Genomic DNA, 12,945 nt, shown 5'->3' with positions numbered 1-12,945 from the left:
TTTGGAAAAGAAAAAAATCTGGAAGGATGAGAGAGTTCAGGCAGGGGTTCTTGTCCTGGCAGCATTTCTGCTCCTGACTGCATGGGCGTTCATGCAGCCCCTGGGGGCAGGCCCTGATGAAAAAATGCGCTACATGGTGGCACAGTATCTTCATGAGCATCCGGGAAAGCTGCCTCTTGGAGATGAGCCAACCATCCGTGATGCGACATGGGGGATTTCCTATGCCTATTATCCGATCCTTTCCTATATGGTATCTGCTGTATTTATGGGGATCGCAGGTCTGTTCCATGCTTCTGCAGACGGATTACTCCATGCGGCGAGAATGGCAGATGTGCTCTTTGTGACCGGAGCAGTATATTTTGTGGTGAAAGCATCCGGAAAGCTTTTTCCGAAAGAAGGAAGATGGCTGTTTGCCGCACTGGCAGGCTTTATGCCGCAGGCATTGTTTCTGGGAACTTATGTAAATACGGATTCCCTGGCACTTTTATCCATGGCGATGATCCTGTATTCCTGGTCCTGTTATCTGGAAGCGGGAGACTGGAGCTTCAGAAATTCGATCCTTCTGGCTGTTGGAATGGCGGTCTGTGCACTGTCCTACTATAATGCCTACGGATGGATCTTATGCAGCTTTCTGTTTTTCTGCCTGACAGTCCTTCTGTGCAGGGAAGAGCCGGTAAAACAGAGAGTTGCATTTCTGTTCCGGAGAGGGATCGTGATCGCGGCAGTAACCCTTGCCTTATGCGGCTGGTGGTTTATACGAAATGCCGTTCTCTATGACGGAGATCTTATCGGAAGAAAAGCCTGTGCACAGTGTGCGGAAAAATATGCGGCTGTTGATTACAGGCCGTCCAGATACCCTACACCGGAGAAGCTGAACTGGTCATGGAAGGATATCCTTCTGTATCAGGACCCGGGCTGGAAGCATAACTGGCTGCTGACAGTACTGGTAAGCTTTATCGGAACCTTTGGTCTGATGCAGATCTATATGCCTTATAATGTGAGCAAGGCATATTTCCTGTTCTTTGGAATGGGTGGGATTGGTATTTTGACCATGCTGGGAATGTTTTATCCGAAGAAACGTACTGTAGTAAAAGAACGAAAAGCAGCAGGAAGTGAAAAGATGAAGATAAAAACAATAACCGTGTACGATAAATGGGACAGAAAAGGGATCTTTCATCTGCTGCTGATCCTTCTGATCCTGATCCCTGTGGGTCTGTTTATGTATTATGTATATTATAGTGACAACCAGGCACAGGGACGTTATATCATGCCGGCACTGTATCCGGCCATGTATTTTGTGACAGCCGGCTGGAATCGTCTGCTTGAGCGTTTTGTAAAAAAAGAAAATATCAGGATGTGGATATACCGGGTCCTGACAGCACTTCTGGCTGCTTCTCCGTTTTTATGCTATATCTTCCTGGTAGTTCCGTTTTATGGCTGACACCCCGATGGGTGAGATGGCAGAAAAAAATCCCTTCTATGTATCCGGATATGACCGGTACATAGGAGGGATTTTTTAATTCTGAAATATATTTGCCTGGGAACCAAGATCAGGAACGGATGATCCGGATCATGCGCCACAGCAGAAGGATAAGGAGCAGGATGCCCACACCGCCAATGGCAAAATACGGGATCTGGGATCTGGATTCAGAATAAGCTTTTGCAGAATCCATGTTTTCATCATTTTCCAGTACATCGGAAGCGCTTTCCTGGGAGGAATCCTCGACAACTGCAGTTCCCACCTGAGTTCCGCCAAAGAAATAGGTGCGTAAGATCTGACCATCAGATTCCGTATCTTCCGTAGTCAGGTCGTCTGCGGTCGCACCGGATGGAACCATTACAGTGCCGCCGGACAGGATGTGAAAATCATCCTCGCTGAGATTCAGAAGCTGGAAATTGGAAAAACCGTAATCCAGAAGTGAGATCGCTTCGTTGGCTGTCTGACCGGTCGCTCCGTTCATGACTACTGCGATCAGAGTAGTACCGTTTCGCTGTGCAGCTGTGACAAGAACGCTTCCGGAAGCAGTGGTGGTACTTTCACGACCGCCGATACATCCTTCATAATAGGAAGCGGATGCAGGATCTGTCATGGTAAAAGAGCTTGTCAGGTTACGGGTACCGCCGGAAACATTGGTAGCCGGGATCGTATAGGAGGTGGCTCCGGAGATGGTGCGGAAGCTGTCATTACGGATGGCCGCCTGCATGATCAGAGCCAGATCATGTGCTGTGGTATGCTGGTTGTCATCCGGGAGACCGGTAGGATTGGTGAATACCGTATTGGTACATCCTAGCTCCTTGGCACGGTCGTTCATTTTCTGGACAAAGGCATCCACAGATCCGCCGATCTGTTCTGCGACCTGGAGAGCAATGTCATTGGCAGAGGCCAACATCAGAGCGTAAAGGCACTGCTCCATGGTAAATACCTCTCCGAGCTGTGAGGAAATATGAGCGCCTCCATCTGTAACACCGGATACACCGGTTTCTGTCATGGTAACCTGATCGTCAAGCTGGCTGTTCTCCAGTGCCAGAAGACAGGTCATGATCTTAACTGCGCCGGCCGGAGAAAGCGTGGTGTCCATATCCTTGGCATAGAGGATCGTATCGGAAGTATCTTCCATGATCACGGCAGATGCGGAAGTGATCTCAGGCCCCTGAGGCCATCCGCTGATCCCATTGGTGGTAACACCGGAGGATACAGCAACAGCGGTTTCTTCTGTGGCGAAAACTGGAGTCTGGAACACCATGGAAGCGGAGATCCCAATAGCCAGAAGCGCTGTGGTTATTCTTGATTTTTTCATGATAAATGGTACTCCTGTATAAAAAATAATTCTTATGTAAGCAATACATACGTAAGCTCAGTATAACACATTTCCTCTCTTCCTTGCAAAAAAAATGATGGAATGGTAAAATATGTTCATCAAACTGTTACTGAGAACAGAGTGAACAGTAACATCAAACTGAGTAATACGGAGATAATATATGAGTAAAGATGATTCTACAGGAAAGATCCAATGGGACAGACTTATAAAGAAGCTTTCCCCCTATACAGTACAGAAGGGCTTAAGATACCTGAAGCATTATGGTCTGAAAGAGTTCTGGATCCGGCTTCATGAACGTTTTGAACCGGAAGAGGTTCCTTACGGACCATGGTATGAGGCATACAGACCTGACGAGGAAACACTGGAGAAGCAGCGGAAACGCAAATTTCCGGATGGGCCGCTGATCAGCATTGTGGTACCTGCATATCTGACACCGGAGCGTTTTTTAAGACAGATGCTGGACTCTCTCCTTGCACAGACATATGAGAACTGGGAGCTGTGTCTGGCAAACGGAAGCCCGGAGAATCCGGACATGCAGACTGTGCTGAGATCCTATGCAGAGATGGACAGGAGGATCCGCTATCAGGATCTGAAAGAGAATCTTGGCATTGCAGAAAATACAAACGCAGCTTTTGCCATGGCAGAGGGTGAATTTATCGCACTTCTGGATCATGATGATCTGCTGGCACCTAATGCATTGTATGAGGTCGCGGCGGCACTGGAGGAGCATCCGGAGGCGGATGTGATCTATACAGATGAGGATAAGGTCACGACAGATCTTTCTGAACATTTTCAGCCCCATCTGAAACCGGACTTTAACCTGGATCTTTTAAGATCCAATAATTATATCTGCCATTTTCTGGTGGTAAGACGTTCCGTAGTGCAGACAGTGGGCGGATTCCGCCGGGAATTTGACGGCGCCCAGGATTATGATTTCATTTTCCGCTGTGTGGAGCAGGCAAGGGAAGTGGTCCATGTACCTGAGATTCTTTATCACTGGAGGACCCACAAATCCTCCACAGCAGATAATCCGGCAAGCAAGATGTATGCTTTTGAAGCCGGCAGACGTGCCATTGAGGGGAATCTCAAACGGACCGGAACTCCGGGAACCGTGGAGCATACTCCGGATTTTGGATTTTACCGTGTGAAGTATCCGGTGCAGGGAGAACCTCTGGTTTCTGTTATCATTCCGAACCGTGAGGAGAAAGAAACGCTTCAGGCTTGCGTGGAATCCATTTTTGAAAAAACTGCCTACAAAAATTACGAGATCATCGTTGTGGAGAATAACAGCAGCTCCGAAGAGATCTTTCGGTATTACAGAAAGCTTTCGGAGGATCCCAGGGTCCATCTGATCCGCTGGAAAAAAGGCTTCAACTATTCTGCCATCAACAATTTCGGGGTGCGCCATGCCAAAGGAGATTACCTGCTTTTTCTGAATAATGACGTAAAGGTCATCGATCCGGACTGGATGTCAGAGATGCTGAGCGTGTGCCAGCGTAAGGAAACAGGTGCAGTTGGCGTCAAGCTGATCTATCCGGATAACACCATTCAGCATGCAGGCTGCGTGGTGGGAATGGGCGGAATTGCCGGGAACATGTTTGTGAATATGTCGGCAGAGCGTACCGGATATCTCCATAAGGCTTCTCTTCTGCAGGATATGAGCTGTGTGACTGCAGCATGTATGATGATGAAGAAGGAAGTTTTTCTGGAGGCAGGAGGCTTTACGGAAGAGCTTGCAGTTGCGTTTAATGATGTGGATCTCTGTCTGAAGGTGCGAAGCCACGGCCATCTGATCGTCTATGATCCGTATGTGAAGCTCTATCATTACGAATCCAAGTCAAGAGGCACTGAGGACAGCGAGGAAAAGGTCCGCCGTTTCCAGACGGAGATCGAATACATGCGCTGTCACTGGCTGGATATCCTGAAAAAAGGAGATCCATACTATAACAAAAATCTTTCTTTAACCAAATGGAATTATTCCCTGAAGCCCCTTCAGGGAATGGGAAAGAAGAAGGGATAAAGCAATGCAGGAAGTATCAGTAGTCATACCAAACTTTAACGGAATGGCATATCTGGATGGTGTTCTTTCCAGTCTTGAAAGACAGACTATCCGTAATTTTGAGGTTATACTAGTGGATAATGATTCCACTGATGGCAGCTGTGCATTTGTTTCAGCGGAATATCCATGGGTACACATGATACAGCTTCCGGAGAATTACGGCTTCAGCAGAGCCGTCAATGAAGGGATCCATGCGGCACGTTCCCCATATGTGCTGCTTCTGAACAATGATACGGAAGCGGAACCGGATTTCCTGGAGGAGATGGTTGCTGCCCTGCGCAGACATAAGAAGGCATTTTCCTGTCAGGCAAAGATGATCCAGCTTCATGACAGGGACAAGATGGATGATGCCGGAAATTATTATTGTGCCCTTGGCTGGGCTTTTGCCAGGGGAAAAGGCAAGGATATCCGCCATTATGACCGAGAGCAGAAGATTTTTTCCACCTGTGCGGGAGCTGCGATCTACCGGAAGAAATTTATTGACAGGATCGGAGATTTTGATGAGGAGCATTTTGCTTATCTGGAAGATCTGGATATCGGCTATCGTGCCAGGATCTGCGGTTATCAGAACTGGTATGCTCCAAAAGCGAAGGTTTATCATGTAGGAAGCGGCACTAGCGGCTCCAGATATAATCAGTTTAAGATCCGGTATTCTTCCAGAAACAATATTTATCTTATCTATAAGAATATGCCGTTTCTCCAGATCGTGCTGAACCTTCCGTTTTTTCTGGTGGGATTCGGTGCGAAGATCCTGTTTTTTGCGTCCAAGGGATTCGGACGTGAGTACCTTGCAGGCATCAAAAACGGCTTTCAGATCAGCCGCAAAAACAAAAAAGTTAGATTTTCCATGAGGAATCTTCCACGTTATATACAGCTCCAGTTTGAACTCTGGATCAACATTTTTAGGCGTTTTGCCGGTTAAGACATCATATTTTCACAGGATTTTTATATTTCGGAGGGAAGATTTTATTGCTTTTGAGTTTCATCTATTATAAGATAAAAGCAATGAACTTAAATGAGGTGGCGGAAATTGATTAAAGACAACCAGAAAAATTTCAGTCGTCTCCATATGCTGATCGATGTATTTGTGATCGCGGCCTCCTATGCCCTGGCCTGGTTGATCCGTTTTCAGGGAATTTTTGAACATTCGGCGGTCCAGTCCAAGACCGTCCAGGAATATATGTTTATGCTGATATTCATTATTCCGGGATATTTACTTCTTTATCAGGCCTTTGATCTTTATACACCGATGCGAATGCAGGGGCGTCGTCTCGTACTTGCCGGAATTGTGAAGGCAAATGCGTTAGGGCTCCTTATCATCATGTTTGCACTTTACAATTTTAAAGAGCTGGACTATTCCCGTCTTACTCTGGTTTCTTTCTGTGTGATCAATATCGTCCTGGAATGGCTTGTGCGTATGGTCATATTTTACATTCTCCGGGATATGCGCAAAAAAGGAATGAACCAGAAACAGGTGCTGCTGGTAGGATACAGCCGTGCTGCCGAGGAATATGTAGACAGGATCCTGCAGAATCCGCAATGGGGATACGTAATCAGGGGCATACTGGATGACAATGTGCCGGCAGGCACTACTTATAAGGGCGTTAAGGTGATCGGTCGAATCGCCAATCTGATGATCATCCTTCCATCCAGTCGTCTGGATGAGATAGCCATTACCCTGGGCTTAAGTGAGTATTATCGTCTGGAAGAGATCGTTGCACTCTGTGAAAAATCCGGCGTGCACACAAAATTTATTCCGGATTATAATAATATTATTCCGACCAAACCATATACAGAAGATATTCTCGGGCTTCCGGTGATCAATATCCGGTATGTGCCCCTGAGCAACACGTTTAATGCACTGATCAAGAGATCTATGGATATTGCAGGCGCGATCGTTGCGATCATTGTGTCCTCACCAGTGATGCTGGTGTTGTGTATGCTGATCAAGCTGACTTCGCCGGGACCGCTGATCTATAAGCAGGAACGTGTCGGGCTTCATAATCAGACTTTCCGGATGTATAAATTCCGTTCCATGGAGATCCAGAAAGAATCAGAAGAAAAAAAGGCGTGGACAGTAAAGAACGATCCAAGAGTTACCGGAATCGGTAAATTTATGCGTCATACCAGTCTGGATGAGCTTCCGCAGCTTTTTAACATTCTGAAGGGTGAGATGAGTCTTGTGGGACCAAGACCGGAGAGGCCGTTTTTTGTAGAAAAGTTTAGGGAGGAGATACCACGTTATATGGTCAAGCATCAGGTGCGGCCGGGTCTTACCGGGTGGGCACAGGTAAATGGCTATCGTGGAGATACTTCTATCAGAAAAAGGATAGAGTGTGATCTGTATTATATCGAAAACTGGTCTGTGGGATTTGATATAAAGATCATGTTTCTTACCATATTCAAAGGATTTATTAATAAGAACGCATACTAAAAAGGGGAAAAGGAAAAGATGTCAAAACCTCGGAAAAAAAGCAAGAAGATTTTATTTATCCTGGAGATCGTCGTACTGCTCCTGTTTATCGGAGGTCTGTTCGTTTATGGTCAGATCTCAGCCAAACTGGATAAGATCGACATCCAGGAAACAGATCTTGCAGACCAGGATATTGTAACCAATGATCAGGCACCGCAGATGACGGGATATACCACCTATGCACTGTTCGGACTGGATCACAGAAGCAAGAATGAGAAGCTGAATACAGAGAACAGTGATACCATCATCATTGCGAGTATCAACAATGATACAAAGGCAGTCAAACTTGTGTCTGTCTATAGAGATACCCTTCTCAATGTAAAGGATGATACCTATTCCAAAGCCAATTCGTCATATGCATTTGGCGGACCGACCAACGCGGTTTCCATGCTGAATACGAATCTGGATCTGAATATCACAGATTATGTTGCCATTGATTTTAATGCGCTGGTAACTGTGGTAGACTGCCTCGGAGGATTGGACATCCCTCTTTCCTATGCGGAGATCGTTCATATGAACAATTACTGTGTGGAGACATCAGAGGAAACCGGAAAGAGCTACACACCGGTCGAACTGCCGGATCCGAAGCCGGAGGATGAGGAAGCGATCGTAGATACCTATCATCTTAATGGTGTACAGGCTACCTCCTACTGCCGTATCCGTTATACTGCAAGTCTTGATATGGGACGTACCGAGAGACAGAGGCGAGTGATCCAGATGATCGTAGATAAGGCGAAAAAGGCAGGACTTTCCACTATCTTTGATATTATGGATCAGGTATTCCCGATGGTCAAAACTTCTGTTTCCAAAACAGAGATCCTGAAGATGATCCCGGCTATGATCGGCTACAGTATTGATGAAACTACAGGCTTCCCCAACGATTATAAATTTGCCCAGGTAAAGGGCAGCGTTATCGTACCTACCACACTGGAATCCAATGTTCTGAAGATGCATCAGTTTCTGTATGGAGACACCAGTTACACTCCGACGCAGGATGTACTCAACAGAAGTGCCCAGATCACAAATATCGCAGGCGGAGGCGACGTGCAGGACACTGCACCTGCGGTGACAGATACACCGAATGACACAACGGATGATTCGTACACGTGGCAGGGAGATACATCCACAGATTACAGCAGTACGGACACAAGTGATGATGCTGATTACAGCACAGACACAGATTATGATACGGATTACTCCGGAGACGATTACAGCACAGATACGGATTATTCCGGAGACGATTACAGCACAGATACGGACTATTCCGGAGGCGATTCCGATACGGATTATAGCGATTATACCGACGGAGAAGATTATTCGGAGAATGAATAAAACATCAAAATGAGCAACCAGCAGAAGGGACCATCCAGTAACGGGTGGTCCTTTCTGGACAGGAGACAAATATGAAAACATTAAAAACAGACGTGATCATCCCGGCATACCGTCCGGGAGAAGAATTTGAAAAACTGCTGGAAAGACTCAGCGCACAGAAATATCCTATCAATAAGATCCTTGTCATGAATACAGAAAAGAAATTCTGGAAAGAGACCTGGGAACAGGAATATCCGCTTGTGGAAGTCCGGCATCTTACAAAAGAAGAATTTGACCATGGCGGTACCAGAAGGCAGGCGGCAGAGCTTTCGGATGCGGAGATCCTTGTATTTATGACACAGGATGCAATGCCGGCAGACAGGGAACTGATCGGAGCACTGGTAGGAGCTCTTGCAGAGAATCCACAGGCAGGAGCCGCTTATGCGCGTCAGCTTCCAAAAAAGGACTGCAGATTTCTGGAAAAATATACCCGTTCCTTTAATTATCCGGAACAGTCCTGTCTGAAAACGGAAAAAGATGTACAGACCTACGGGATCAAAACATATTTCTGCTCCAACGTCTGTGCTGCTTATGATCACAGGATCTATGATGAGATTGGTGGATTTCCGGAGCATGCTATTTTTAATGAAGATATGATCTATGCAGGCTGGATAGTAAAAAAAGGCTATGGAGTTGCCTATGTATCAGAAGCGCGTGTATATCATTCTCACAATTACACCTGTATGCAGCAGTTCCACAGGAATTTTGATCTGGGAGTTTCCCAGGCGGAGCATCCGGAGGTTTTTGAAGGAGTGCCTTCCGAAGGTGAGGGCATCCGGCTGGTAAAAAAAAGCATGGCATATCTTCTGAAAACAGGCCACATATGGCTGATCCCCGGACTGTTTTTGCAAAGTGTCTCCAAATATGCCGGCTATTTTCTCGGAAAACGATACAAAAAGCTCCCTGAAAAAATGATCCGCTCCTGCACCATGAATCCGGAATACTGGAAAAAGAACAAATAAGAGCAGGTCACGGTTTTTTAAAAGAGATATCACAGTTTAAACACAATTCCCTGTTAAACTGTCTTTTATAAGAGAAATAAATGTTACTGAGAACGGAGTGAGCAGTAACAGATACATGCATCAGATAACATAGAAGGGAGCACCAGAGGCATGAGTGAAGAGAATAAATGGGTGACAGACTTGCCGGATGAGGATAAGAATGCTTCGGCAGAACAGAAACCGCTGACGCATCCTTATTCTGAGGGACGCAGGATGCAGGAGAGCAGACAAGACAGTTATGCAGGTGCCGGACAGAGTGAAGGCACTTCGCAGGAAAAAACGAAATACGGACATTATGAGGTGCACCAGCCTCAGGCCGGTAATTATGCCGGTGGAAATATACCGCCCAAAAAGCCACGGAAAAAGAGAGATTTTTCAGGCAACAACAGCTTTGGAAAGAAAGCAGCCACTGCGGTGGCACTGGCTGTGATCTTTGGGCTGGTAGCCGGAGCAGTTTTTCAGGGCGTGAATATTGCAGCAGATAAATACAGAGGAAATGACAGCAGTACAACGATCGGAAAGACAGAAACAGTTACCGGAACAGAGGACAGTACTGACAGTAGCTCTGCGGATTCTACTGTGAAGGATATTGTGGCAGAGAGTGGTACAGTGGCCGGTGTAGCCCAGGCAACCATGTCTTCTATCGTTGCCATTACATCTGTCAGTGTGCAGGAGATCCCAAGCTTTTTCGGATATGGAACGAGGCAGTATCAGAGTGCAGGAAGTGGTTCCGGTATTATTGTAGGAGAAAATGACAGCGAGCTTCTCATTGCGACTAACAACCATGTGGTATCTGGAGCGACTACACTTACTGTGTGCTTTGCAGGCAGTGATGTGGTAGGAGCGGAAGAAGAAACCCAGGCTATGGCAAGCAGCTTCGATGGAGATGCGGATGTGGATAACGCAGTTTCTGCCAAGATCAAAGGCACCGATGAAGAGAATGATCTGGCAGTGGTGGCAGTGGAGAAATCCGATATTCCGGATGAGACCATGGAGGAGATCAAGATCGCACAGATGGGAAGTTCGGACGATCTTGTAGTTGGTGAGCAGGTGGTTGCCATTGGCAATGCACTGGGCTATGGACAGTCAGTTACCTCCGGATGGATAAGTGCCCTTAACAGAAGCATCAGTACAGAGGACGGAGAAGCCAGCGGACTGATCCAGACTGATGCAGCGATCAATCCCGGAAACAGTGGCGGTGCACTTCTGAACATGAACGGTGAAGTGATCGGTATCAATGCGGCCAAGTATGCAGACAGTCAGGTGGAAGGCATGGGATATGCCATTCCGATCTCCAAGGCAGAGCCAATCCTGGAAGAACTGATGAACCGCGAAACCAGGGATAAGGTGGAAGATTCTTCCAAGGTAGGATATATGGGAGTCAAGGCTGCCGATCTTACAACAGAAGCCATCCAGATGTATAATATGCCGGCAGGTGCTTTTATTACTGAGGTAACGGAAGGTGGCGCAGCAGATAATGCAGGGATCAAAAAAGGCGATATCATTGTGAAGCTGGATGGACAGAAGGTAAGCGGCAAGGATGACCTTGTTGATAAGCTGCAGTATTATGAGGCAGGAGAAACCATCGAAGTGGTGATCTCCAGAGCGAACAGCGGAGAGTACAAGGAACAGACGGTTGAAGTGACCCTCGGAAGCAAACCCTCTTCTGACAAATAAAAGAAAATACAGGATAACCATTTATAAACCGGGGAGCTGCATAAGAACATGCAGCTCCCCGGTTTATAAAAACTTAATTTGATACAGCGGGATTATGTGCTATAATATGCATAATAAAAACCAGAAAGGAAATGTTATGGCAGATCAGTTTGATAATAATAAAGACAATGACCAGGAGCAGAAATACGAGAAATTCTGTTTTTTATGCCGCAGACCGGAGAGTCAGGCAGGGAAGATGATCGACCTTCCCAATCATATACATATCTGTGCAGATTGCATGCAGAAAAGCTTTGATACTATGAACACCCAGATGAACAATGGAAATTATTCCGATCTTTTTAACATGCCGAATGTGAGCATGATCGATCTCAGCAGTTTCCAGAATCCCGGAAACCAGGCGAAGAAGATCAAGAAAAAATCAGAGACTCCGAAGCCGGTGATCGATCTCAGAGATATTCCTGCACCACATAAGATCAAAGCAACTCTGGATGAATATGTGATCGGACAGGAATATGCCAAGAAGGTAATGTCTGTAGGTGTATACAACCATTATAAGAGAGTTGCCACAGATACCATGGATGATATTGAGATCGAGAAATCCAATATGCTGATGATCGGACCTACAGGCTGCGGTAAGACTTATCTGGTGAAGATGCTTGCCAGACTTCTTCAGGTACCGCTTGCCATTGCAGATGCCACATCTCTTACAGAGGCCGGTTATATCGGTGATGATATCGAGAGCGTAGTATCCAAGCTGCTTGCAGCTGCAGATAATGATGTGGAGAAGGCAGAGCACGGGATCATTTTCATCGATGAGATCGATAAGATCGCAAAGAAGAAGAATACCAACCAGAGAGATGTCAGCGGAGAGGCTGTCCAGCAGGGACTTCTGAAACTTCTGGAGGGAAGTGAAGTGGAAGTTCCGGTAGGTGCTACCAGCAAGAATGCCATGGTACCTATGGTGACTGTGAATACAAGGAACATTCTGTTTATCTGTGGCGGTGCGTTCCCGGATCTTGAGAATATCATCAAAGAAAGACTGAATAAACAGGCGTCTATCGGATTTTATGCAGATCTGAAGGACAAATATGATGATGATCCGCATGTGCTGGAGAAAGTAACGGTAGATGATCTCCGTGCATTTGGAATGATTCCGGAATTTATCGGTCGTCTTCCGATCATCTTTACCCTGAACGGGCTGACGGAAGATATGCTTGTGAAGATCCTCAAGGAGCCGAAGAATGCTATTCTGAAACAGTACAAGAAGCTTCTGGCACTGGATGAAGTAAAACTGGAGTTTGAGGACGGTGCCTTACATGCCATTGCCCGTAAGGCATTGGAACGCCATACAGGAGCCAGAGCTCTCCGGGCTATCCTGGAGGAATATATGCTGGATATCATGTATGAGATCCCGAAGGACGACAATATCGGTGAGGTCGTGATCACAGAGGGATACATTCAGGGCAACGGAGGTCCGAAGATCCTTATGCGTGGACAGGAGATCCCGGCACTGGAAGGATAAGAAACAAGAAGATTCTTTAATAT

9 protein-coding genes are annotated in these 12,945 nt (G+C 46.4%); 8 read left to right on the top strand and 1 reads right to left on the bottom strand.

Annotated elements, in window-relative coordinates:
* Nucleotide 1: 1 nt before the first annotated feature.
* On the top strand, nt 2-1,441 hold the full coding sequence (locus ACTNDQ_RS04055; RefSeq protein WP_441063831.1) for an ArnT family glycosyltransferase: 1,440 nt from the start codon (nt 2-4) through the stop codon (nt 1,439-1,441).
* Between the two features lie 109 nt (nt 1,442-1,550).
* On the opposite strand, the gene ACTNDQ_RS04050 is transcribed toward ACTNDQ_RS04055, so the two are convergent.
* Entirely contained in the window at nt 1,551-2,798 is a 1,248-nt protein-coding gene (locus ACTNDQ_RS04050) for a D-alanyl-D-alanine carboxypeptidase family protein (RefSeq protein WP_279200874.1), read from the bottom strand.
* 181 nt (nt 2,799-2,979) lie between these two features.
* Here ACTNDQ_RS04050 and ACTNDQ_RS04045 point away from each other — a divergent pair, with 181 nt between their 5' ends.
* The 7 genes from ACTNDQ_RS04045 (at nt 2,980) to clpX (ending at nt 12,922) form a co-directional block, all read left to right on the top strand.
* A complete protein-coding gene (locus ACTNDQ_RS04045) occupies nt 2,980-4,839 on the top strand; it encodes a glycosyltransferase (RefSeq protein ID WP_441063828.1) in 1,860 nt (619 codons plus the stop codon).
* 4 nt (nt 4,840-4,843) lie between these two features.
* A complete protein-coding gene (locus tag ACTNDQ_RS04040) occupies nt 4,844-5,800 on the top strand; it encodes a glycosyltransferase family 2 protein (protein ID WP_278795909.1) in 957 nt (318 codons plus the stop codon).
* A 108-nt stretch (nt 5,801-5,908) separates the two neighbouring features.
* Nucleotides 5,909-7,312: an undecaprenyl-phosphate glucose phosphotransferase gene (locus ACTNDQ_RS04035; protein ID WP_278795911.1), complete on the top strand. Its 1,404-nt coding sequence runs from the start codon at nt 5,909-5,911 to the stop codon at nt 7,310-7,312.
* A gap of 18 nt (nt 7,313-7,330) precedes the next feature.
* On the top strand, nt 7,331-8,683 hold the full coding sequence (locus tag ACTNDQ_RS04030; protein ID WP_279200872.1) for an LCP family protein: 1,353 nt from the start codon (nt 7,331-7,333) through the stop codon (nt 8,681-8,683).
* 71 nt (nt 8,684-8,754) lie between these two features.
* A complete protein-coding gene (locus tag ACTNDQ_RS04025; protein WP_441063817.1) occupies nt 8,755-9,684 on the top strand; it encodes a glycosyltransferase family 2 protein in 930 nt (309 codons plus the stop codon).
* Between the two features lie 150 nt (nt 9,685-9,834).
* Nucleotides 9,835-11,400, top strand: a complete 1,566-nt coding sequence (locus tag ACTNDQ_RS04020) for a S1C family serine protease (protein ID WP_278795916.1) — start codon at nt 9,835-9,837, stop codon at nt 11,398-11,400.
* Between the two features lie 136 nt (nt 11,401-11,536).
* On the top strand, nt 11,537-12,922 hold the full coding sequence (clpX, locus tag ACTNDQ_RS04015; RefSeq protein ID WP_441063815.1) for an ATP-dependent Clp protease ATP-binding subunit ClpX: 1,386 nt from the start codon (nt 11,537-11,539) through the stop codon (nt 12,920-12,922).
* The last annotated feature ends 23 nt before the right edge of the window (nt 12,923-12,945 follow it).

The sequence above is a fragment of the Blautia massiliensis (ex Liu et al. 2021) genome (assembly GCF_052064225.1).
GTDB classification, from domain to species: Bacteria; Bacillota; Clostridia; order Lachnospirales; family Lachnospiraceae; genus Blautia_A; species Blautia_A fusiformis.
Note: the sequence above shows the minus strand (reverse complement) of the source record. Positions and strands in the feature narration are given on the sequence as shown.